This is a genomic window from Nocardia concava NBRC 100430 (genome assembly GCF_000308815.1).
GTDB lineage: Bacteria > Actinomycetota > Actinomycetes > Mycobacteriales > Mycobacteriaceae > Nocardia > Nocardia concava.
Genome location: NZ_BAFX01000042.1, coordinates 23642 through 44790, shown reverse-complemented (window position 1 = coordinate 44790; position 21149 = coordinate 23642). Strand labels below are relative to the sequence as shown.

At 68.3% G+C, this 21149-nt stretch carries 24 protein-coding genes; 8 read left to right on the top strand and 16 right to left on the bottom strand.

Translation table 11 applies throughout. The annotated features are described in order from the left end of the window. Positions 1 to 123 precede the first annotated feature (123 nt). Positions 124 to 1146, bottom strand: coding sequence for a zinc-dependent alcohol dehydrogenase family protein (locus ON43_RS07960; protein WP_040805322.1), 1023 nt, complete (start codon positions 1144 to 1146; stop codon positions 124 to 126). A gap of 193 nt (positions 1147 to 1339) precedes the next feature. Here ON43_RS07960 and ON43_RS07955 point away from each other — a divergent pair, with 193 nt between their 5' ends. After that, entirely contained in the window at positions 1340 to 2140 is an 801-nt protein-coding gene (locus ON43_RS07955) for a helix-turn-helix domain-containing protein (RefSeq protein ID WP_040805320.1), read from the top strand. On the opposite strand, the gene ON43_RS07950 is transcribed toward ON43_RS07955, so the two are convergent. After that, positions 2137 to 3651 carry an FAD-dependent monooxygenase gene (locus ON43_RS07950; protein ID WP_040805376.1) on the bottom strand — a complete coding sequence of 505 codons (1515 nt, stop codon included), beginning with the start codon at positions 3649 to 3651 and terminating at the stop codon, positions 2137 to 2139. The genes ON43_RS07955 and ON43_RS07950 overlap by 4 nt on opposite strands. A gap of 122 nt (positions 3652 to 3773) precedes the next feature. Between ON43_RS07950 and ON43_RS07945 the strand changes: the two genes are divergently transcribed. Then, the gene (locus tag ON43_RS07945; protein ID WP_040805319.1) at positions 3774 to 4436 is read left to right on the top strand and encodes a PadR family transcriptional regulator; all 663 of its coding nucleotides are present in this window, start codon (positions 3774 to 3776) and stop codon (positions 4434 to 4436) included. Between the two features lie 211 nt (positions 4437 to 4647). After that, a complete protein-coding gene (locus ON43_RS07940) occupies positions 4648 to 5847 on the top strand; it encodes an FAD-dependent oxidoreductase (protein ID WP_040805317.1) in 1200 nt (399 codons plus the stop codon). A gap of 13 nt (positions 5848 to 5860) precedes the next feature. Here ON43_RS07940 and ON43_RS07935 read toward each other — a convergent pair whose 3' ends face one another. Further along, positions 5861 to 7900 carry an MDR family MFS transporter gene (locus tag ON43_RS07935; RefSeq protein WP_040805316.1) on the bottom strand — a complete coding sequence of 680 codons (2040 nt, stop codon included), beginning with the start codon at positions 7898 to 7900 and terminating at the stop codon, positions 5861 to 5863. 76 nt (positions 7901 to 7976) lie between these two features. Next, on the bottom strand, positions 7977 to 8633 hold the full coding sequence (locus ON43_RS07930) for a TetR/AcrR family transcriptional regulator (protein ID WP_040805314.1): 657 nt from the start codon (positions 8631 to 8633) through the stop codon (positions 7977 to 7979). Positions 8634 to 8770: 137 nt separating this feature from the next. Between ON43_RS07930 and ON43_RS07925 the strand changes: the two genes are divergently transcribed. From ON43_RS07925 to ON43_RS07915, 3 genes are read left to right on the top strand one after another with little or no spacing between them, the layout of a single operon-like run. Continuing rightward, entirely contained in the window at positions 8771 to 9646 is an 876-nt protein-coding gene (locus tag ON43_RS07925) for an oxidoreductase (protein ID WP_040805311.1), read from the top strand. A 52-nt stretch (positions 9647 to 9698) separates the two neighbouring features. Continuing rightward, complete coding sequence (locus tag ON43_RS07920; RefSeq protein WP_063712506.1) at positions 9699 to 10154, top strand: hypothetical protein; 456 nt, start codon at positions 9699 to 9701, stop codon at positions 10152 to 10154. Beyond that, on the top strand, positions 10151 to 10561 hold the full coding sequence (locus ON43_RS07915; protein WP_083913227.1) for a DUF3817 domain-containing protein: 411 nt from the start codon (positions 10151 to 10153) through the stop codon (positions 10559 to 10561). The genes ON43_RS07920 and ON43_RS07915 overlap by 4 nt, the downstream gene beginning before the upstream one ends. Positions 10562 to 10614: 53 nt before the next feature. Here the strand turns inward: ON43_RS07915 and ON43_RS07910 are convergent, their stop codons facing one another. Then, positions 10615 to 11235, bottom strand: coding sequence for a TetR/AcrR family transcriptional regulator (locus ON43_RS07910; protein ID WP_040805372.1), 621 nt, complete (start codon positions 11233 to 11235; stop codon positions 10615 to 10617). A 37-nt stretch (positions 11236 to 11272) separates the two neighbouring features. Here ON43_RS07910 and ON43_RS07905 point away from each other — a divergent pair, with 37 nt between their 5' ends. Further along, positions 11273 to 11959 (top strand): hypothetical protein, encoded by a 687-nt coding sequence (locus ON43_RS07905; protein ID WP_063712505.1) that lies wholly within the window; start codon positions 11273 to 11275, stop codon positions 11957 to 11959. A 17-nt stretch (positions 11960 to 11976) separates the two neighbouring features. Here ON43_RS07905 and ON43_RS07900 read toward each other — a convergent pair whose 3' ends face one another. The 10 genes from ON43_RS07900 to clpS all read right to left on the bottom strand — a co-directional run bounded on the left by ON43_RS07900 (position 11977) and on the right by clpS (position 19402). After that, positions 11977 to 12582 (bottom strand): non-canonical purine NTP pyrophosphatase, encoded by a 606-nt coding sequence (locus ON43_RS07900; RefSeq protein ID WP_040805309.1) that lies wholly within the window; start codon positions 12580 to 12582, stop codon positions 11977 to 11979. Next, the gene (gene rph / locus ON43_RS07895; protein ID WP_040805305.1) at positions 12579 to 13349 is read right to left on the bottom strand and encodes a ribonuclease PH; all 771 of its coding nucleotides are present in this window, start codon (positions 13347 to 13349) and stop codon (positions 12579 to 12581) included. The genes ON43_RS07900 and rph overlap by 4 nt, the downstream gene beginning before the upstream one ends. A 184-nt stretch (positions 13350 to 13533) precedes the next feature. Then, positions 13534 to 14298 (bottom strand): cyclic nucleotide-degrading phosphodiesterase, encoded by a 765-nt coding sequence (locus tag ON43_RS07890; RefSeq protein WP_040805303.1) that lies wholly within the window; start codon positions 14296 to 14298, stop codon positions 13534 to 13536. 69 nt (positions 14299 to 14367) lie between these two features. Next, a complete protein-coding gene (locus ON43_RS07885; protein ID WP_083913226.1) occupies positions 14368 to 15081 on the bottom strand; it encodes a rhomboid family intramembrane serine protease in 714 nt (237 codons plus the stop codon). A 375-nt stretch (positions 15082 to 15456) separates the two neighbouring features. After that, positions 15457 to 16419, bottom strand: a complete 963-nt coding sequence (locus ON43_RS07880) for a PLP-dependent cysteine synthase family protein (RefSeq protein ID WP_040805301.1) — start codon at positions 16417 to 16419, stop codon at positions 15457 to 15459. Between the two features lie 2 nt (positions 16420 to 16421). Next, on the bottom strand, positions 16422 to 16700 hold the full coding sequence (locus tag ON43_RS07875) for a MoaD/ThiS family protein (protein WP_040805298.1): 279 nt from the start codon (positions 16698 to 16700) through the stop codon (positions 16422 to 16424). 32 nt (positions 16701 to 16732) lie between these two features. Beyond that, positions 16733 to 17158, bottom strand: coding sequence for a M67 family metallopeptidase (locus tag ON43_RS07870; RefSeq protein WP_040805294.1), 426 nt, complete (start codon positions 17156 to 17158; stop codon positions 16733 to 16735). A gap of 121 nt (positions 17159 to 17279) precedes the next feature. Continuing rightward, positions 17280 to 18347, bottom strand: a complete 1068-nt coding sequence (locus ON43_RS07865) for a P1 family peptidase (protein ID WP_040805292.1) — start codon at positions 18345 to 18347, stop codon at positions 17280 to 17282. Positions 18348 to 18453: 106 nt separating this feature from the next. Then, positions 18454 to 19023, bottom strand: a complete 570-nt coding sequence (aosR, locus tag ON43_RS07860) for an oxidative stress transcriptional regulator AosR (RefSeq protein WP_040805368.1) — start codon at positions 19021 to 19023, stop codon at positions 18454 to 18456. A 22-nt stretch (positions 19024 to 19045) separates the two neighbouring features. Beyond that, complete coding sequence (gene clpS / locus ON43_RS07855) at positions 19046 to 19402, bottom strand: ATP-dependent Clp protease adapter ClpS (RefSeq protein WP_157513948.1); 357 nt, start codon at positions 19400 to 19402, stop codon at positions 19046 to 19048. A 138-nt stretch (positions 19403 to 19540) separates the two neighbouring features. Here clpS and ON43_RS07850 point away from each other — a divergent pair, with 138 nt between their 5' ends. Further along, entirely contained in the window at positions 19541 to 20851 is a 1311-nt protein-coding gene (locus ON43_RS07850) for a nicotinate phosphoribosyltransferase (protein ID WP_040805289.1), read from the top strand. 4 nt (positions 20852 to 20855) lie between these two features. Here ON43_RS07850 and ON43_RS07845 read toward each other — a convergent pair whose 3' ends face one another. Next, a complete protein-coding gene (locus tag ON43_RS07845) occupies positions 20856 to 21065 on the bottom strand; it encodes a hypothetical protein (RefSeq protein WP_157513947.1) in 210 nt (69 codons plus the stop codon). Between the last annotated feature and the right edge of the window lie 84 nt (positions 21066 to 21149).

Genomic DNA, 21149 nt, shown 5'->3' with positions numbered 1-21149 from the left:
CTCCTTCACCGACCGTACACAGGGTTGCCAGGCGGTCGAACCGGCTACACGGTAAGGAAATAGTTCCAGGTGGATATCTATTCGAATCGATTGCCAATAAGTTGCCGAGTCGCGTTGACGCGATCACGGCAGGGTGATCACAACCTTGCCGAACGGGTCGCCCTGCATGAAGTACCGGTACGCCTCGACCGCCTGCTCGAACGGGTATACGCGATCGATCACGGGCCGCATCCGGTGCTCGTCCAGCATGGAGTTCATGGCCTCGAAATCGGCCCGGCTCCCGACCGCGATACGGCGGATCGACACGAACTTGCCGCCGAACAGGCTCGGCGGCTGGGGCTGCCCCGGCGCCGGAGCGAAGGCCCCGATCAAGGTCACCTGGGCGTTGTAGGCCGACGCGGCAACGGATTTCGGCAGGGTCGGCATGCCGACCGCCTCCACCACATGCTGGACGCCCTCGCCGCCGGTGAGGTCGAGCACCGCGCGCTCCCAGTCCGGCACCTCGGTGCGGTCGATCACCTCGTCGGCGCCCAGCTTGCGCAGCCGCTCGGCCTTCGCGGCCGAGGAGGTGATCGAAAGGACCCGGGCGCCCAGCATTTTGGCGTGCTGCACCGCGGCCAGCGCCACCGTCCCGGTGCCGGTGGTCAGCACGGTCTCCCCCGGTCCGGCGGGCACCGGCTTGGTGAGCGCGGCCCAGGCCACCAGGCTCGCGCAGGTCAGCGACGCGGCCTCCGCATCGGTGAGGAACGCGGGCACGTGCACCACCGAGTCCTCCTCCAGCAGCACGTACGTGGCGAGCCAGCCGTCGTGGTTCGCGCCGTACTGCTGCGCGGATTGCGCCTGCAGCTGCGGGCCGTCGTTCCAGGCCAGGAAGTAGGTCCCGGCCACGCGGTCGCCGAGGGCCGCGCGGGTCACACCGTCGCCCATCGCGATGACCTCGCCGACGCCGTCGACCAGCGGCACGACGCCGGGCGTGGCGGGCAGCACGTAGTTGCCGTCCATCAGCATGATGTCGCGGCGGTTGAGCGCGGTCGCCCGCACCTTCACCACGACCTGGTGCGGTCCGGGTTCCGGCATCCGCTGCTCACGGGTGGTCAGGCCGTCGAGTCCGCGCCGCGGTTCCAGGTGGTAGGCAATGCCGTTCATGGTTCTCTCCGAAACTGTTCGAATCTCGTTGTCGAGAACCGAGTCTGCTCGAGACGATGCGCACCCGCGATTCCCTGTAGGGAATCATTGAGGGGGGTTCGGGGGGCGTAGCCCCCTGAGAGTTACGAGAGTTGGAATCTCTCATACCCTCCGGGGAATCGCGGCGCGGCCCTCGCGGGCACAGAGTGGAGGCATGACGATCATGGCGGTGGCGACGACGACCAACCCGTTCGCCCAGCAACTGCGCGAGTGGCGTACGCGGCGGCGGTTGAGCCAGCTCGATCTGGCCATTGCCGCCGAGACCAGCCAGCGGTATCTGAGCTTCCTGGAGCAGGGGCGTTCGCATCCGGGGCGGACCATGGTGGTGCGCTTGGCCGAGGTGCTGGGGCTGTCACTGCGCGAGCGCAACGGCCTGCTGCTGGCGGCCGGGTACGCGCCGATCTTTCCCGAATCCTCGCTGGACGCACCGGAATTGGGTGCGGTGCGGTTCGCGCTGGACACCATCCTGCAGGGGCATCTCCCCTACCCGGCGGTGGTGACCCGGCCGTTCGGGGTGCTGGTGGCCGCCAATCCCGGCTTCGCGCTGCTGACCGAGGGGTGCGCGCCGGAACTGCTGGAGGCGCCGCTCAATGTGCTGCGGCTGGCCCTGCATCCGGACGGGCTGGCACGGCGGGTGCTGAACCTGCCGGAGTGGGGCCGCCATGTCACCGACAGCCTGCGTAATCGGGCCGGGCGCAGCCCGGATCCCGCGCTCGACGCGCTCATCGCCGAGCTGGAAAGCTATCTGCCGCCGGTGGATCCGGGTCCGGGCCACCTCGGCTTCGCGGTGCCGCTGCGCTTGACCTCGGAGGCGGGCGAGCTGCGGCTGATCACCACCATCACCTCGTTCGCCACCGCCACCGACATCACGCTCTCGGAGCTGCACCTGGAGGCGTTCCTGCCCGCGGACCAGGCCACGGCGGACTACCTGCGCGGAAGATTCGCGCCCGCTTAGAGATTCACCGATCCCCCGGGCGCGTCGGGCCAGCGCGCGCCGATGTGGCCGTCCGGCCGGACCAGCAGTGCCCCGCTCGGGCCGACACCGCACAGGTCCGCGTAGTCGTCGGGCAAGTGCTCGAAGTGGACCGGAAGCGTTGTGGTGACCCGCTTTTCCCAGTCGGCGGGGTCCGGGGCGAGAATCGTGAACCACTCGCCGACCGCATCGAGTCCGGAGCGGCCCGGCCCCAACCAGGCATGCGGCAGGCGTGTGCCGGGCCGCCCGCTGGGGAGGTATGCGGTAGCGCTCTCGGGCGGCGGCGGGCTGCCGTCCGGCCGCACCGCCGCGGAGTCGTAGGCGACACCCAGCACCAGCCCGATCTGATCGAAATACCTGTCGGTCCAGGGCAATTCGACATCCGAATCCGCCGTCTCGCCGGATTCCCGGTGCGCCCGGCGCGCGGCCTGGGCGTGGCGGACCCGCTCGGCATTGGCCACCGCTTGCCGCAGCGTGCGATGGGCCACCGGAAGCCGTTCCGTCGCATAGGTTTCCAGCAGCTCCGGCATCGCCCAGCCGCGCAGCACACCGGCCAACTTCCAGCACAGGTTGTGCACATCGGCGACGCCGACGTTCATGCCGAGACCGCCGAGGATCGGGACCGCGTGTGCGGCATCACCGGCCAGCAGCACCCGGCCGTGGCGAAACCGTTCGGCGACAAAGGCATTCATTACCCAATGCTGAACCCGCAGCACCTCCACCGGGATATCGATGCCCGGACCGAAGGCCTGCGCGACGAGGGCGGCCCAGTCGAAGTCGGTGCCGCGCGGCGCCGGGCCGAACCAGGCCCAGCCGCCCTCTGGGTACAGCGGCGTGAACGACCCGTGTGCGGTGAAGTAGACCCCGGCGGGCTGATCGGCGCACCACCGGCCGAGATCGGCATCGAAGACCACGGTGGTGGTGTTCCCGATCGCGCCGGGACCGGTGGTGCCGATCCCGAGCAGGTGCCGAACGGTGGAATTGGCCCCGTCGGCGGCGATCACATAGCGGGCGCGGACCTGTTCGCGGGCACCGTCGACGCGGCCGGCGAGCATCGCCACCACATCCTCGGAATCCTCGACCAGATCCACGAGTTCGACGTCGAACCGCACCGGCGTGTCCGCGGCGGCCAGCAGCGTCGGTTCCAGCCGATCCTGCGAGGTGACCACACCGGTCTCGGGGCTCTCCGGTATCGGCGCGGCGACGCCGACCAGCGCCTCGGCGCCGAAGTCGCTGTCGCCCAGCGTCTCCCGGAATCGCACCCGGCCGAACTCGGGCCCGAAGGCCCGGCTCCGGATCGTCCCGGCCAGGCCCAGCTGCCGGAATATCTCCATCGACCGCACATTGACCAGCCGCGACCTCGGGAAGGGCGACAGCTCACGGTGACGCTCCACCAGCAAGGTCCGCACACCCCAGCGGTTCAGCAGCGCGCGGGCGGTGAGTCCGACCGGACCGCCCCCGACGATCAGTACCTCCACCCCGGCATCCGCCACCCCTCCGAGTGTGCGGCCCGTGGCGAAAACCGTCAATGACGGTGGGTTATATCGATTCCGACTGAGTACTTGTGGCCGAATACTCGTAGACGTATATTCGTAGACGAGTAAGGAGGTGCCGAATGGCCCGCAAGCGCAAGGTCGCCAATCTGATGGGGTTGGCGGTGCTCTCCGCCCTGGCCGTCCAGCCCATGCACCGGTACGAGATCGCTGCCAGGTTGCGGGCATGGGGCAAGGAATCCGATATGAGCATCAAGTGGGGATCGCTCTACACCGTCGTGGACAACCTCACCAAGCACGGCTTCCTGGAGGTCACCGGCAGCGAGCGCGACGGGGCGCGGCCGGAGCGGACCATCTACCGGATCACCGAGGCCGGGCGTGCCGAACTCACCGACTGGACAAGGGAACTCGTCTCCGAGCCGGAGGCCGAGAAGGGCCGGTTCCTGGCCGGGCTGTCCGTCCTGTCGGTGCTGCCGCCCGACGAGGTCATCGACCTGCTCACCCAGCGAATCACCAAGCTGGACAAGACCATTACCGAATCCCGCGCCCAATTGGCCGCTCTGGAAGGCACAGTGCCGCGCCTTTTCCTGGTCGAAGACGACTATGAGCTGACCATGCTGAGCGCGGAGGCCGATTGGGCTCGCGCCCTGCGCGATTCGCTGGCCGACGGCAGCTTCCCCGATACGGAGGTCTGGCGCGCCTGGCATCGCGACGGCGTCATGCCCGCCGAGCTCGTCGAATTGGCGGAAGGGGGAGCGCCCGCGCCGGACACCGACCAGGGCTGATCACACGCTCGAACACCGTCCATGCAATGGACCGGGCCCCGACGGGGGTGCTGCAACACCGCCGCCGAAGCCCGGGAACACACCGTCTCGAACCGCGTCCGTGCAGGCGAACCCGGCACCGAGTTTGGCAACTACAGGATAACTGGGTTCTCCATACGCGCGCCGGTTCGGGGTTTTTCGAAAAACCTACGAACACCTTCTGGAGAGAACCATGTCTACCAACTCCGCAATCGTCATCGGCGGCGGCATTTCCGGTCCCGTCACCGCGACCGCCCTGCACAAGGCGGGCATCGATGTCACCGTCTTCGAGGCCTACCCGGGCCCCGCCTACGGCATCGGATCCAATCTGGCGCTCGCACCCAACGGCGTCGCCGCCCTCGAGATCGTCGGGGCCGCCGACGCGGTGCGCGCGCAGGCCGTCCCCATCTCCAAATCCTCGATGTCGGTGAACGGCAAGCGTTTCGACCTGCCCGGGCTCGAGAACGTCGAGCCGCTGCAGGCGATCGACCGTCCCGTGCTGCACGAGATCCTGCACGACAATGCGGTCGCCGCCGGTGTCCGCTTCGAGTACGACAAGCGGCTGGTCGAGGTCGAGGAGCACGCCGGCGGCGTGACCGCGATCTTCGCCGACGGCAGCAGCGCCACCGCCGACGTGCTCATCGGCGCGGACGGAATCCGTTCCACCGTGCGCACCCTGGTCGATCCGAACGCTCCCGGGCCGACGTATCTGCGCATGCTCGGACTCGGCGCCTACACCGAATGCGATATCGACCTGGAACCGGAGCAGATGGTCTTCTCCTTCGGCAAGCGGGCCTACTACCTGTACTGGGCCATGCCCGACGGCCGCGTCGCGTGGGGTGCGAATCTGCCCAGCGAGCAGTACTACTCGCTGACCGAGGCCCAGGCCATACCGGCCGAGGAATGGCTGCGCCGGCTGCGCGAGGCGTACGCCGGGGAGGAGCCGGGCGAGCGGCTGGCCCGCAACACCACCGCGGCCGAGCTGTCCGTGGTCGGAGCGCTGCACGTCATGCCGTCGGTGCCGCACTGGTACCGGGGCCGCATGGTGCTCACCGGCGACGCCATCCACGCGCCCAGCAATACCTCCGGGCAGGGGGCCTCGCTGGCCATCGAGAGCGGTATCGAACTGGCGCGCTGCCTGCGCGATATCGATGATCCGGCACGGGCTTTCGCCACCTACGAGGCGCTGCGCCGCCCGCGGGTGGAGGGCGTCGCGGCCCGGGTGGCGCGGATGAATCGGACCAAGGCGGCCGGGCCGATCGCCCGCAAGGCCATGCAGATCATGATGCCGATGATGTTCAAGCGCATGGATCCGGAGCAGATGCTCGGCGGCGAGCAGCGGTTCCGAATCGACTGGGATGCCACGGTGCGACCGGCCAAGGTCGACGCCTGATCGCGAGATCCGCTCAGCGGCCGACCGGCAGGACATCGGGCCGGTCGGCCTCGTCGAGGAGTTTGGTGGCGATATTGTCGATGGCTTGATCCAGCAGTTCGCGATCGGCAGGATCGGTGGAATCCCAATCGGTGAGCTGAGTTTCGAGCCAGTGCTTCCACGCGCCACGCACCCGGTCGACTTCTTCGACGCCCTTGTCGGTCAGGTTCAGGACGTCGCCGTCGCGCCGGAGCAGGCCGTCACGTTCGGCCTTCTCGTATACCGGGCCGATCAATTCGGCAGGGATCCAATGGGTTCGGGCAATATCGTCCAGCGTCGCGGTGCCGCGCAGGCGGTTGTACATGCGCACCTGCCCCAGCGCCCACGCCTCATCGCGGCCCAGCGAACTGCCCGCCGCCGCAAGGATTCCCGGATCCGGCACGGCATTGTCGCGCAGCTTGCGCAGCACCCGCGCGATGCCCCGCTCCAACTGCACCAGCCGGTCCGCCGAATCCGGCATGGAGAACTGCTCCCCCACATCGGTGGCCTCGGCCCGCGCGCTGTCGCGCAGCTTCACCTGCTTCAGGAAGAACGCCACCACGAAGCCGAGCAGCGCCACCGGCACCACCCAGCGGAAGACGAAATCGATGGAGTCCGCGTACGCCTGCACGATCGGCATGGACTGTTCCTTCGGCAGCTCCCGCAGCAGCGCCGGATTCTGCGCCGACTCCGGCGGCACCCGCGTCTCCATCAGCGCCGAGGCCAGATGCGGCCGCAGCTGATTCGAGTAGAGGGTGCCGAACACGGTGGTGCCGAAGGCGCTGCCGATGGTGCGGAAGAAGGTGACCCCGGAGGTCGCGGTGCCCAGATCCGAATAGGGGACGCTGTTCTGCACGGCGATGGTCAGCACCTGCATGGCCAGACCGACGCCCAGGCCGAGGATCAGCATGTACAGCGACATGAGCCAGAAGCCGGTGCCCGGCCCCATGGTCGACATGAGGTACAGGCCCACCGCCATGATCGCGCAGCCGAGAATCGGGAAGATCTTGTAGTGCCCCGTCTTTCCGACGATATTGCCGGACAGGATGGAGGTGAAGAACAATCCGACCACCAGCGGCAGCGTGCGCACACCCGACGCGGTCGCCGAAACGCCTTCCACGTATTGCAGATACGCGGGCAGGTAGGTCATCGCGCCCAGCAGTGCGAAGCCGACGATGAAGCTCAGGATCGAGCACACCGTGAAGACATTGCTGCGGAACAGATGCATGGGCAGCATCGGCTCCTTGGCCCGGAACTCCGCGAACACGAAGGTGGCCAGCAGCACCGCCGCGGCCCCGAACAGCCCGAGGATCATGGACGAGCCCCACGCGTATTCCTGTCCGCCCCATTCCAATCCGAGGATCAGGCAGGTGACACCGACGGCGACCAGGGCGATGCCGAGGTAGTCCACGATCGGCTTGACGACCGCCTTGGTCATCGGAATCGTGCGGGCCGCCAGCGCGATCATGACGATGGCGACGGGAACGTTCACGTAGAAGCACCAGCGCCAGCTCAGATGGTCGGTGAACAGGCCGCCCAGCGTCGGCCCGATGACCGTGGTGATGCCGAAGACCGCGCCCAGCGCGCCCTGGTACTTGCCGCGCTCGCGCAGCGGGATGACATCGGCGATCAGCGCCATGGAGGTGACCATGAGCCCGCCCGCGCCTAGACCCTGGATGGCCCGCGCGACGATCAGCAGCGTCATGCCCTGGGAGAGCCCGGCGATCATCGAGCCGATGATGAAGATGGCGCCGCTGAGCTGGAACACCAGCTTGCGGCCGAACAGGTCGCCGAACTTGCCGGACAGCGCGGTCGCGATGGCCTCGGCCACCAGATACGAGGTGACCACCCACGCCATGTGCCCGGCCCCGCCCAGGTCCGCGACGATGGTCGGCAGGGCCGTGGAGACGATGGTGGAGTCGAGCGCGGCCATGAGCATGCCGAGGGCGACGGTTCCGAAGATGACGTTTCTGCGCGCCTTGCTCAAGGGCTGTGGCGCGGTGGGCTGCTCGGCGGTGACGCTGGCACCGGTCATCGGCCCAGTATGTGGCGCTCACCAGCGATGATCCGGCAACGACACGGCAAACCGGGCAATACGGCAGGGCGACCGATCAGTTCGATCGGATGGCGTAGTCGCCGAGCGCGGGCTCCAAGGTGTCGAAGGCGGTGGCGGCCCGCTCGGTCAGGGCGGCCGCGATGGTCTCGTTCGACTCCCCCTCGACCGTGCGGCGCAACACCTCCTCGAACAGCACTCTATGCACACCACCCAGCAGCGCGGCCGCCACCCGCGCCGTGAAATCTCCTGCGGGAGCGCCGGTTTCCTCGGCCAGGACCTCGGCCAGCAGGCGCTCACGATCCTCGTGGAACTCACGCAGCCGCGCGACCAAGGCGGGACTTCCGGTGAGCAGGGCCGCGAAATCCGGCCCCGAGAATCCCGCCAGCACCGCATCCTTCCCGGCCACCGCGGCCAGATACACCCGCCGCAGCGCCGCCAGCGCCGACTCGCCGGACCGCCGCCCGCGCACGGTGTCTGCCGGGCCCGCGACGAAGGCGTCGTGAATATCCAGCACCAGGTCTTCCTTGCGCGGGAAGTAGTTCGTCACCGTCATCTTGGCGACCTCCGCGGCCTCCGCGATCTCGGCGATGGTGACCGTGTCGTACCCGCGCTCCATGAACAGCCTGGTCGCGGTGTTCGAGATGTTCTGCCTGGTCTGCAGCTTCTTGCGCTCGCGCAGGCCCAGTGGCGCGCCGGTCGGCGAGGATGTCATAAACTCATTATCAGCATCTTTTTATGACTGTCACAAGTTTCTGCCCGCGGCTCCCGGCTTCACCACTCCGGTCTATCGCCGGAACTTACTCTGAAGTAAGGTCGAACAAACGACTCGAATTGTGAGGTCACACAGCCATGGCATGGAAGCCCAGCGAAATTTCGGACCAGTCCGGACGCACCTTCGTGATCACCGGCGCCAATGGCGGGCTCGGCGAGCAGACCACCAAGGTGCTCGCGGGCAAGGGCGCGACCGTCATCATGGCCTGCCGCAATGCCGCCAAGGCGCAGCAGGTGGCCGACCGCATCGAGGGCGATGTGCGGGTCGCGACGCTGGACCTGGCCGACCTCGCCTCGGTGCGCGAGTTCGCCGACAGCCAGGGCGAATTCGACGTGCTCATCAATAACGCGGGCCTGATGAACATTCCGTTCTCACGCACCAAGGACGGGTTCGAAACCCAGTGGGGCGTCAACCATCTCGGCCACTACGCGCTGACCGGGCTGCTGCTGGACCGGGTGCGCGACCGGGTGGTCACGCTGGCCTCCATCGCCCACAAGCAGACCCCCAAGCTGTGGATCGACGACCTCAACTACGAGAACCGCCGCTACCAGCGCAATCTCGCCTACGCGCAGGCCAAGCTGTCGAATCTGATGTTCGCCCGCGAACTCCAGCACCGGCTCGAGGCGGCGGGATCGACCAAGCGCTCCTACGCCGTGCACCCGGGCGTCTCGGCGACCGACCTGTTCACCCAGACCGAAACCCTCCTGGACAAGGTCTCCAAGCCCTTCATCCGGATCGTGGGCCAGTCGCCGTTCCACGCGGCCTACTCCTCGTTGTTCGCGGCCACCAAGACCGACGCCGACCCGAACGTCTACTGGGGTCCGACCCGCTGGTTCGGCAGCCAGGGACCGGTCGAGGCATCGCCGTCGAGCAAGATTTCGCAGGACCGCGATCTGCAGCGCCGCCTGTGGGAAGAGTCGGAGCGTTTGACCGGGGTCACATACAAGTTCTAACCAGCACACCTGCCTACTACGGGACCCGTAGTAGGCAGGTACCGTAGAGGTCGTGTCCGCTCCCCATCGCCGTCCGGCCCTGATCGTGTTCGTGGTCGTGGCTTTCCTGGCGTGCCTGGGACTGGGCTATTGGCAGTGGACTCGATTCGAATCCGGTGGCGGCACGTATCAGAATCTCGGCTACGCCTTGCAGTGGCCGTTGTTCGCGGGATTCGTGGTGTGGGCTTACATCCGGTTCGTGCGCTTGGAGAAGGAAGCCAAGCGCGAAGACGCACCCGAAGTCGAGTCCATTCCGGTCGACGCCCCCGATCCTCGGCCGCGCCGGCCGAAATCGGCGGCGCCGCGCGAGATTCCGGCGGGCATCCTGCCGGAGCGCCCGACGGCGGCCAAGGACGATGATCCCGAGCTCGCCGAATACAACAGGTACCTGGCCGATCTGCACGCCCGCGATATGGATGAGAAGGTCCGTGCGGCCGGGCTGCACCACCCCGAGAGGAGCGCCGGTTGAGCACCAGCGACAACACCGCGAAAACACCGGTCGCCGATGAGACCACCACGCTGGCTCCCCGCCCGCTCGGTGCCGCCGCGCCCGAGAAGATCCGCGGCGCGCTGATCCGCTACCGCGCGCTCGCCTACATCACCGGCGTCTGGCTGCTGGTGCTGTGCGGCGAGATGATCTACAAGTACCTGCTGCTGGACGATTCCAGCACCGCCCCGCACTGGCTGTTCTACATCGGCCAGGTACACGGCATCTTCTACATGATCTACCTGGTCTTCACCATCGACCTGGGCATCAAGGCGCGCTGGAAGCCCGCCACCACGGCCCTGACCTGCCTGGCGGGCACCATCCCGTTCCTGTCGTTCGTCTTCGAGCACAACCGCACTCGCGAAGTGAAGGCCGCCTTCGGCCTCTGAGTCGAATCAGCATCGAGCACAAGGGGTTCGGGGTTTCACCTCGAACCCCTTTCTCATGCCAGCAGTTCGCGGGCAAGGGCCTCGGTCCACCATTGCTGCACGCGATCCGGTGACCACCCGCGTTCCCACGTGAGAGTGGCGTAGGCGTCGATATTGCACAGGGCCGCACAGACATCCACCGCCGTGGCGACCTCCAGACCCGGCCGGAGTGTGCCGTCCGGCCAGCTCGCGAAGATCTCCCGCCTGGATCGGTCGCCTCTGGATCGGCCCTCCGTATAGGCCGCGGCGAGTTCGGGTTCGGTGCGTCCGGCCTCCCGGACCAGGGCGATGACATCCCCGGCGCGCTCGAACAGGCGGCGGTCGTAGGCGGCGAAGGCGGCCAGCTGGCGCGCGGGATCGCCTGCGGCGGAATCCAATTCGGCGATCAGGGCGGGCACGTCGGCAGAGAGGTCGGCGGCGTCGATGAGGGCGCGGGTGAGGCCGGTCTTGTTGCCGTAGGCCGCGTAGACGGTCGGGACCGAGACGCCCGCCGCGCGGGCGACATCGCGCACGGTGGTGGCGGCCCAGCCGTGCGCCACGAACAGCTCGCGCGCGGCACGGCTGATGGCCGCGCCGGTCTCCTGGGCCTGCGCGGTCCGGCGTAGCGAGTCGTAGCGGCGGCGCTCCTGATTCATCATTCCCCTTTGGGTTTACGCAGCTTATATTGAATATGTGGCCAGTAAAGCTTCGAACCTCGCGGGCTGGGATTTCAGCCGCATCGGCGGGGTCGCCGCGCTCGGATTCGTCCTCGTGCTTCTCGGCAGCAACGGCATCCTGCTGGTCTCGGGCATGCCCGAGCCGGGCACGAATATCGCCGACAGCAGCACATACTTCAGCAACCATGCCGGAATCGCGGAGTTCGCCTGGGCCTGCGCGCCGGTGGCCTTCGTGTGCGTGATCCTCTTCGGGGCGAGCGTCGCCGCGCTGCTGCGCGAGCACGAGCGAGCCGACGGCACCGCCTGGTCACTGGTCGGCCTGGCCGGATTGATCATGCAGACCGTCACTTTCACGGCGGTCACCGCGATTCGCTTCACCCTCACCGCGATTCCGGACCGGGGATCCGCCGTCGCGGGCGGGCTCTGGACCTTGCACAATGCCCTGTTCATCGGGAACGGCGTCTTCCTGGCCCTGGCTATGGTGGGGCTGTCGGTCGGCGGCCTACGCGCGGGGATACTGCGGAAGTGGCACGCGAATCTCGGGTTCACTTCCGCCGCAATACTTTTCACATGGACGCTGCTTGCGCCACTGCAACTCGACCATCGCAGCCCGCTGGGCCTGATCGGATTGGTCGGCTGGCTGCTGTGGGTGGTCTGGGTCGCCACGTATGGCGTCACCCTGATTCGCCCCGCGCGCCGCTAGGGCACGCGGGGTCGAAATCATTTGGCGGCCAAGGCCGCCAGGGCGGGAAGCAGCTGGCGCAGGGCGCGGCCGCGGTGCGAGGCGGCATCCTTCTCGGCCGGGGTGAGCTGGGCCGCGGAGATGTCGCCGCCGTCGGGGAAGAACAGCGGGTCGTAGCCGAAACCGCCGTCGCCCACCGGCTTCCGGCCGATGATGCCGGGCCATTCGCCGCGGACGATCTCCTCGACGCCGTCGGCGACCAGGGCGCAGGCGGAGACGAAGCGGGCGCCGCGGCGCTCGTCGGGGACATCGCCGAGCTGGGCCAGCAGCAGGGTGTTGTTGGCCTCGTCATTGCCGTGCGCACCGGACCAGCGCGCCGACAGGACGCCGGGCATGCCGTTGAGGGCGTCCACCTCCAGGCCGGAATCGTCTGCGACGCAAGGGATTCCGGTGGCGGCGAAACCGTCGCGGGCCTTGGCGAGGGCATTGCCCTCGAAGGTGGCGGCGGTTTCGGGTGCCTCGGGATACTCCGGGACGTCGTTGAGGCCGACGATCTCGATGCCCTCGACACCCGCCTCGTCCAGGATGCGGCGCAGTTCGTTCAGCTTCTTGGCATTACGGCTGGCGACCAGGACGCGGGTCATCGCTTCTTGGACTCCTCCGGCTCGGGCAGCACGCCCGGGTACGGCAGCGCCAGGGCTTCCTTCTGCACCACGAACAGCTGCTCGCAGCCCGCCAGCGCGGAATCGAGCAGCTTGTCGAGGGTGGAGCGGGGGAACGTCGCGCCCTCGCCGGTGCCCTGGATCTCGACCAGGGTGCCGGTGTCGGTGGCGACCACGTTCATATCGACCTCGGCGCGCGAATCCTCCTCGTACGGCAGGTCCAGGCGCACCCGGCCGTCGACGACGCCGACGCTCACCGCGGCGATGGCGCAGGAGATCGGTTGCGGGTCGGCCAGTTTCCCGGCCGCGCCCAGGTAGGTGATGGCGTCCGAGAGCGCCACGTACGCGCCGGTGATGGCGGCGGTGCGGGTGCCGCCGTCGGCCTGCAGCACGTCACAGTCCAGCGCGATGGTGTTCTCGCCGATGGCGGCCAGGTCGATGCAGGCGCGCAGGGAACGGCCGATCAGCCGGGAGATCTCCTGGGTGCGGCCACCGACCTTGCCCTTCACCGACTCTCGGCCCGAGCGGGTGTGGGTGGCGGCGGGCAGCATGGCGTATTCGGCCGTCAGCCAGCCCAATCCGGAATCGCGGCGCCACGGCGGCACCCCGTCGGTGACGCTCGCGGTGCACATCACCCGCGTCCCACCGAACTCCACCAGCACCGAACCCGCCGGGTGCGAGGTGAAACCCCGGGTGATCTTCACGTCGCGGAGTTCGTCATCCGCCCTGCCATCGGCTCGTTTCGACACGCCATGCAGCCTAACGGCCGCCGGTCCGCCGATGTCCGCGGCCCGCTGAACCTATGCGGGACGACAATGTTCCCTCGTCATCCCGGCATGTTTTTGGCCGGGATCCACACCGAGATGGTGGATTCCGGCCAAGAGCACGCCGGAATGACGGGGTGGTGCCGGGCCAACGGTCAGGTACCGGCGGTTAGATGTCGAAGACCTCGCCCGGCGAGACCGCGTGCACCGGGCCGGAGAACACGGCCTTGGCTTCGGCGATGACGTCTTCGCGGGAAGTCCACGGGGGGATGTGGGTGAGGAGCAGCTCTTTGACGCCCGCGCGGGCGGCGACCAGGCCCGCCTCGTGGCCGGAGAGGTGGATGCCCGGCGGGCGGTTGGCCGGGTCGTGGGTCCAGGAGGCCTCGGAGAGGAGAACGTCTGCGCCGCTGGCCAACTCGAAGACCTCGTCGCACAGGGCGGTGTCGCCGGTGTAGACCAGGGTGCGGCCGGCGGCGGTGGTGATGCGCAGGCCGTAGGACTCCGGCGGGTGGTACATGCGGCGCGCCTCGATGGTGTGGCCGGGGCCGAAGGAGATCGGCGTCTCGGTCTGCCACACGCGCATGTCGATGACATCGGACCAGTCGTCGGTCTCGCCGCCGATCTCCGCGGAGGCGTTGCCGATGCGCAGCGAGGTGTCGGTCGGGCCGTAGACGATGGCCTTACCCGTCGGCGGATTCGGGTGATACCGCCGCCACACCAGCAGGCCCGGCAAATCCAGGCAGTGGTCGGCGTGCAGGTGGGTCAGGAAGATGTCGACCTCACCCGGATCCAGGTGGCGCTGCAGCGCACCCAGCACCCCGGGACCGAAATCGATGACTGTCGGTGTCATATCCGGGCCGGTCAACAGGTAACCCGACGCCGGGGAATCCGGGCCGGACACACTGCCCGAGCACCCGATCACGGTGAGGCGCATTCCCCCATGCTGCCACGCTGCATTCTCACTCAAAGGAGGGATCCCCCAAATCGCCGACCGCGTCCAGCGTCACCCCTGCGACGCGAGACGGCCGGCGTCAGCCCCGCGACGATGACGACGTTCATTCCCAGAGAGTACCCACCCGGCAACCACTCCACCTATCGCCCCGAAAAGATGTCCTTGCCAAGAGATTTGCGGGTTGCCGGGCAGGACGCCCCACAGAATCGAGCCGTAGAGCACCAGCACCGCCAGCCCGACGGCGATCTGCAACACATTCCGGGAGAACCATCCCCAGCAGATCACATAGGTGAGCCAGCCGAACACGAGTACCGAGGCGCCGACCGAAACACTGTGCGGCGGAGCGGTCAGCCACTGCCCCAATCCCGCGATCACCCAGATGATGGCCGTCGCGATGAGCCCGCGCCCGATCCCGGTCAGCAGCGTGAGCAGCCCGAGCACCAGCACCGGCAAGGTGTTCCCGAACAGATGCGCCCAATTGGCATGCAGCAGTGGCGCGAACAGGATCCCGACCAGCCCCTCCTCGCTGCGCGGCCGCACCCCCGCATTGTCGAGCTCCCCATTGGTGACGCTATTGACCCCCTCCACCCCGTACAGCAACGCGGTGAACCCCAACGTCAACGCAATGGCCCGCTGCCACAGCAACTTCAGAGCATTCGACCCGCTCGAACCGCCCGCCCCCGCCGCCGGTTTCGCCAACTGCCCCCGCAACCGCGCGATCCGATCCGGATCGAACGACGACCCCAGCCCACTACCGCCGCTCATAGCAAGACCTCCTAGGCCACCTTGCCCCGAGCCTACCGCCGCCCCGGGCTGCACCGCCTCGGGGAATTCCCTGACGACCGGCGGTGATCAGTGGACCTCGCCCGAAACCCACGTCTGTCCAGGCACAAATAGCCACCCCGCCATTCAATGAGCGCCACGCCCCGAAATTGCGAGAGCGCCACCCCGTCATTCCGGCGCGTTTTTGGCCGGAATCCACGCCATCGGTGCATGCACTGCCGGTGTGGATCCCGGCCAAAAACATGCCGGGATGACGGGAGGCGACGGCAGACTGGGATGACGAGGGCGGCGGCGCTCGCAAATCCCCGCGCCCGCTGCGTTTTCACAGCGGGCGCGGGGAGTCCGGGCAATCTGGAATCAGGCCCAGAGTTGGCCGTCGAGTTTTTCCTCGGCCTCTTCGAGGGTGCCGTCATATGCGCCGGTGGAGAGGTATTTCCAGCCGCCGTCGGCGACGACGAAGGCGATGTCGGCGCGCCGGCCGGCCTTCTGGGCCTTCTTGGCGACGCCGAGGGCGGCGTGCAGGATCGCGCCGGTGGAGATGCCGGCGAAAATGCCCTCTTCGGAGACCAATTCGCGGGTGCGGCGGACGGCGTCGTAGGGGCCGACGGAGAAGCGGGAGGTCAGGACCGACTCGTCGTAGAGCTCGGGGACGAAGCCCTCGTCGAGATTGCGCAGGCCGTAGACGAGTTCGCCGTAGCGGGGTTCGGCGGCGACGATGTCGATGCCGGGGACCTTCTCGCGCAGGAAGCGGCCGGTGCCCATGAGGGTGCCGGTGGTGCCCAGGCCCGCGACGAAGTGGGTGATCTCGGGCAGGTCCGCGAGGATTTCCGGGCCGGTGCCCTCGTAGTGGGCCAGGGCGTTGGCCGGATTGCCGTACTGGTAGAGCATCACCCAGTCCGGATGCTCGGCGGCGATCTGCTTGGCCAGCGCCACCGCCTGATTGGAGCCGCCCGCCGCCGGGGAGTCGACGATCTCCGCGCCGAACATGGTGAGCAGCTGCCGCCGCTCCACCGAGGTGTTCTCGGGCATGACGCAGATCAGCTTGTAGCCCTTGAGCTTGGCCGCCATCGCCAGCGAGATGCCGGTATTGCCGCTGGTCGGCTCGATGATCGTGTCCCCGGGGGTGATCCGGCCCTCGGCCTCGGCCTGCTCGATCATGCGCAGCGCCGGGCGGTCCTTGATGGAGCCGGTCGGGTTGCGGTCCTCGAGCTTGGCCCACAGCCGGACGTGATCGTCGCCGTCCCATTGCGGGGACAGGTTCTTGAGCCCGACCAGCGGTGTGTCGCCCAGCGTCGCGATCAGCGACTCATAGCGCGCCACGGCTAGCGCGAACCACCGGCGACCGCCGGAAGGATCGTGACGGTGCCGCCGTCGGTCACCTCGGCCTCGAGGCCGCCGGTGAAACGCACATCCTCGTCGTCGATGTAGATATTGACGTAGCGGTTGAGCTTGCCGTCCTTGAGCAGCTTCGCCTCCAGGCCCGGGTAATTGGCCTCCAGATCGGCGATGACCGCGGCCAGGGTCGCACCCTCGGCCTGAATTCGCTTCTCGCCCTTGGTGATCGGACGCATGATGGTCGGGATGGACACGGTGACCGACATGAGTGGGGACTCCTTGTGTATTTCGTTCGGGCTCAGGCGGATTGGCTGTAGGCGGCGACGATCTCGACGGGCTCCTCGGTGACCACGCCCTCGATGATCCGGTAACTGCGCAGTTCGTGCTGCTCCGCATCGCGGGTGGACACCAGCACGTAGTGGGCATTGGGCTCCGACGCGAAGGAGATGTCGGTGCGGCTCGGGTACGCCTCGGTCGCGGTGTGCGAGTGGTAGATGACCACCGGCTCCTCGTCGGCCGCGTCCATCTCCCGCCACAGCCGCAGCTGCTCGGTCGAGTCGAACTCGTAGAAGGTGGGCGATCGCGCGGCATTGATCATGGGGATGAAGCGCTCGGGGCGGTCGGAGCCCTCGGGACCGGCGATGACACCGCATGCCTCGTCGGGGTGGTCGGCGCGCGCGTGCGCGACCATCGCCTCCACGAGGTCTGCCCTGATCACCAGCACGGTCGCATCCTTCCGCTCACGACGCCCGCGGCCGAACGGCCGAAACGCTGTCGTCAACAGGTGAGAATATGCGGCTATTCCCGGTGAAAGCGGTCACACCCCTGCCGGGCCGCCGAACCGGTCACCGCGGACTCCCGAACAGGTCGCGGTAGGCGGGAATGCCCGCCACCGAGGTCGCCGCCAGGATCGCGTCCACGATGGCCCGCTCCACGCAGACCGCGGCGGCCGTGCACAGCTGGTCGAGAATCAGCAGATCCGGCGGGAAGGCCGGCGGCAGTGGGAAATTCGGCTGCTGTTCGGCGGTGCCGGTGGCCAGCGCGAAGAGGGTGTCGCCGTCCAGCGGGGAATGCGCGGGGCGGATGGCGCGGGCCAGGCCGTCGTGTGCGGTGGCCGCGAGCCGCTTGCAGGCGGCCTTGTCCAGCGCGGCATCCGTGGCGACCACGCCGATGGTCGTGTTGAGCACGGTGCCCTTGACCGCGAGCGCGTTCGCGGCCGCCAGCTGTTCGGCGGTGGCCGGGGACAGCCCGAAGTGCTCGGGGCCGTCGGTGCCCGCGCCCCACGGGAACCCCGTGCGCGGATCGAACACCGAGCCAACGGGATTGGCGACGATGACCGCGCCGACCGTGATCCCGGCGGCCGGACCGTCGGTGAAACGCACACTGGCCGTGCCGATCCCGCCCTTGAGCGACCCCGCCCGCGCCCCGACGCCCGCGCCCACCGACCCGCGCGCGAAATCCACGCCCGCCTCCTCGGCGGCCATGAAACCGAAGTCGGCATCGGGCCGAATGTCCCACGCGCCCACCGGAAGATCGAAGATGACCGCGCCCGGCACGATCGGCACCACGCGGGCCGGATCGGCGGGATCCATCGGGATGCCCTCCTTGTGCTCCTCCAGCCAGCGCATGACGCCATCGGCGGCGGCCAGCCCGTAGGCGCTGCCGCCGGTGAGCAGGATGGCGTTCACCTGCCGCACGGTGTTTCCCGGGGCCAGCAGGTCGGTCTCGCGGGTGCCCGGGCCGCCGCCGCGCACGTCCACCGAGGCGACCGCCCCGCCCGGCACCCGCACCACGGTGCAGCCGGTGGCCGCACCGGCGCCCAGGGTGGCGGCCGGATCCAGCGCGTGGTGATGGCCGACGAGCACACCGGCGACATCGGTGATCGAATTACGTGGTCCCGCAACACTGTTCACAGCAGCTCCCTTTCGTCATCCCGGCATGTTTTTGGCCGGGATCTCACCCATGTCAATGGATTCCGGCCAAAAGCACGCCGGAATGACGGAGTGTTCGACGGAGCGCTCAGGGCGTGAGCGCCTGGATCAGCGAGTCCTGCATCCAGGTGAGCCAGTGATAGACCTCGAGGCTCGGCGCGCGCGGATCCTCGTCCGGTAGGTGTTCGGGCGTGTCGGCGTCGATCTTCAGGGCCGTGCCCAGCGCCAGCCGCACGTCATTGAGCCCGGTCAGCCAGGCGTCGGCCTGCTCGGGGGTGATGACGACCTTGCCGCCCTGCGGCGGCAGCGTTTCCAGGATGACCAGGCCCGCGGCCACCTTGGTCTCGATGATCTCCGGCTCGTGCAGGCTGCGCAGCGCGCTGTTGAGGTCCGCGCGCTCGGCGTCGGGGGAACCGGGTTCGGGGCGATGGAAGTCCGGCAGCAGCCGGGCCAGGCGCGGATCGTCGGGCGGGGTGGTGTTGCCGAGCTGTAGCCCGGTGAGGGCCGCCAGCTCGTCCTCGGGCGCCGAGCGGGCCCGATCGGTGAGCAGTCCGGTGACCGCCCCGACCAGCGACCGCAGCACGTCCGCCTCGTGGGCGTCCATTTCCGAACGCAGCTTCAGCCCGCCCAGGGAGTTCTTTCTGCTCCACTTCCGCACGGGGTAACCGTAGTCGTCGCGGTCAGTCGTCACGTTGCATGGTGGCCCACAGCCCCGCCGCGTGCAGGCGTTGAACGTCGTGTTCCATCTTGTCGCGCGACCCTGCGGACACCACGGCCTTGCCTTCGTTGTGCACCTTCAACATGAGCTCGGTTGCCTTGCCTTTGCTGTAACCGAAGAGCTTCTGGAAGATGTAGGTCACGTAGTGCATGAGGTTGACCGGATCGTCCCACACGACGGTGACCCACGGCCGGTCCTCGGCTTCCAGAATCTCGGTGTATTCGATGGCCTCCGGTGTCGCCTGTGCCGCCGACAACGTCATGTCCACGCGCACCGGACCGGTGGCGACCCTGACATCGTCTTGATTACACAGACCCATAACAACCAGGGTACGACTGCACGCCGATGAAACAACAGCCCAGGCGACACGCCACTCCGTCGGGAAAGCGTGATCGACACCCGGGCGTGGCGCGTGGTCGGCCGGGTAGGTCCGGATGTGCCTAGAGTGGGTCCCGTGATGATCGCGGACGGACTGACCAGTACTGCGCTGCTGACCGATCAGTACGAGCTCACCATGCTCGCGGCGGCGCTGGCGGACGATTCTGCCCAGCGGCAGTGCACCTTCGAGGTATTCGCCCGCAGATTGCCGAATGGCCGCAGGTACGGTGTGGTCGCGGGGACCGGGCGATTGCTCGCGGCGCTGAGCGAATTCCGTTTCGGCGAGCCGGAACTCGCGGTCGCCGCGAAGTTCCTGGACGCCCGAACCCTGGAGTGGCTGCGCGACTACCGCTTTCGCGGCGAGATCGACGGCTACCGCGAGGGCGAGCTGTTCTTCCCCGGCTCCCCCATCCTCACCGTGCGCGGCACCTTCGCCGAATGCGTCCTGCTGGAAACCCTGATCCTGTCGATCTACAACCACGACAGCGCCATCGCCGCCGCGGCCGCCCGCATGGTGAGCGCCGCCGGCGGCCGCCGCATGATCGAAATGGGTTCGCGCCGTACGCACGAACTGGCGGCACCCGCCAGCGCCCGCGCCGCCTACCTCGCCGGTTTCGACGCCACCTCCAATCTGGAGGCGGCCCGCAGCTTCGGCGTGCCCAGCGCGGGGACCAGCGCGCACGCCTTCACCCTGCTGCACTCCGGCGCGGACGGCCAGCACGAGGCGGCGGCCTTCCGCAGCCAGATCCAGGCGCTGGGCATCGGCACCACGCTGCTGGTCGACACCTTCGACATCACCCGCGGCGTGGCCACCGCCATCGAGGTGGCCGGGCCCGAATTGGGCGGCGTGCGCATCGATTCCGGAGATCTGGGCGTGCTGGCCCGGCAGGTGCGCGACCAGCTGGACGCCCTCGGCGCGGTCCGCACCCGCATCGTGGTGTCCGGCGATCTGGACGAATACGCCATCGCTTCGCTGCGCGCGGAACCCGTGGACGTCTACGGCGTCGGCACCTCGCTGGTCACCGGTTCCGGCGCGCCGACCGCCGGCATGGTCTACAAGCTGGTCGAGGTCGAGGGCATCCCGGTGGCGAAGCGCAGCTCGCACAAGGAGTCTCGCGGCGGCACCAAGCGCGCGGCCCGGCTGGCGCGGCGCACCGGCACCATCGTCGAGGAAATCGTCTATCCCGCTGCCGCTTCCCGCCCTGAGCCCGACGGCTTCGAGATCCGCGATCTGCAGGTGCCGCTGGTCCGCGACGGCGAGGTGCTCCCCGATCAGCCGACCCTGGCGCAGAGCCGGGAACTGGTGTCCAAGGGACTGGTCAGTCTGCCCTGGGAGGGTCTGAAACTGTCGGCGGGAGAACCGGCGATTCCGACGACATTCCTGAGCTGAGCCGCTACCGCCGCGCGCCCGACCGCCGTTGCAGCCGGTACCAGACGATCGCGGCCAGCACCGCCGCGATCGCGGGCAGCACCGGATGGCTCAGCGCGAATCCGAGCATCTCCCCGGGATGGCCGTGTATCCGGCCGTCCATCAGGGCGGTGATGACGCTCGCGATCGAGAACGCCACGAACAGCACTAGCCCGTAGACAACGGCGCGCCGCATGAATACCCCCGAACCGGTGTGGGCCGCATGGACCGGCCGACGGCCGAGCGGCACAATGCAATACGAGAGCCGAACCGTCGTGGT

What these genes read in the sequence shown, in the direction of transcription:
- ON43_RS07875 (WP_040805298.1), bottom strand. Translation starts at nt 16,700, where the DNA reads ATGTCGGTCACCGTGTCCATCCCGACCATCATGCGTCCGATCACCAAG.
- ON43_RS07850 (WP_040805289.1), top strand. Translation starts at nt 19,541, where the DNA reads ATGATCGCGGACGGACTGACCAGTACTGCGCTGCTGACCGATCAGTAC.
- ON43_RS07910 (WP_040805372.1), bottom strand. Translation starts at nt 11,235, where the DNA reads ATGAATCAGGAGCGCCGCCGCTACGACTCGCTACGCCGGACCGCGCAG.
- ON43_RS07940 (WP_040805317.1), top strand. Translation starts at nt 4,648, where the DNA reads ATGTCTACCAACTCCGCAATCGTCATCGGCGGCGGCATTTCCGGTCCC.
- ON43_RS07935 (WP_040805316.1), bottom strand. Translation starts at nt 7,900, where the DNA reads ATGACCGGTGCCAGCGTCACCGCCGAGCAGCCCACCGCGCCACAGCCC.
- ON43_RS07955 (WP_040805320.1), top strand. Translation starts at nt 1,340, where the DNA reads ATGACGATCATGGCGGTGGCGACGACGACCAACCCGTTCGCCCAGCAA.
- ON43_RS07890 (WP_040805303.1), bottom strand. Translation starts at nt 14,298, where the DNA reads ATGCGCCTCACCGTGATCGGGTGCTCGGGCAGTGTGTCCGGCCCGGAT.
- ON43_RS07900 (WP_040805309.1), bottom strand. Translation starts at nt 12,582, where the DNA reads ATGACCCGCGTCCTGGTCGCCAGCCGTAATGCCAAGAAGCTGAACGAA.
- ON43_RS07945 (WP_040805319.1), top strand. Translation starts at nt 3,774, where the DNA reads ATGGCCCGCAAGCGCAAGGTCGCCAATCTGATGGGGTTGGCGGTGCTC.
- ON43_RS07930 (WP_040805314.1), bottom strand. Translation starts at nt 8,633, where the DNA reads ATGACATCCTCGCCGACCGGCGCGCCACTGGGCCTGCGCGAGCGCAAG.
- ON43_RS07925 (WP_040805311.1), top strand. Translation starts at nt 8,771, where the DNA reads ATGGCATGGAAGCCCAGCGAAATTTCGGACCAGTCCGGACGCACCTTC.
- ON43_RS07960 (WP_040805322.1), bottom strand. Translation starts at nt 1,146, where the DNA reads ATGAACGGCATTGCCTACCACCTGGAACCGCGGCGCGGACTCGACGGC.
- ON43_RS07845 (WP_157513947.1), bottom strand. Translation starts at nt 21,065, where the DNA reads ATGCGGCGCGCCGTTGTCTACGGGCTAGTGCTGTTCGTGGCGTTCTCG.
- ON43_RS07885 (WP_083913226.1), bottom strand. Translation starts at nt 15,081, where the DNA reads ATGAGCGGCGGTAGTGGGCTGGGGTCGTCGTTCGATCCGGATCGGATC.
- clpS (WP_157513948.1), bottom strand. Translation starts at nt 19,402, where the DNA reads ATGGGTCTGTGTAATCAAGACGATGTCAGGGTCGCCACCGGTCCGGTG.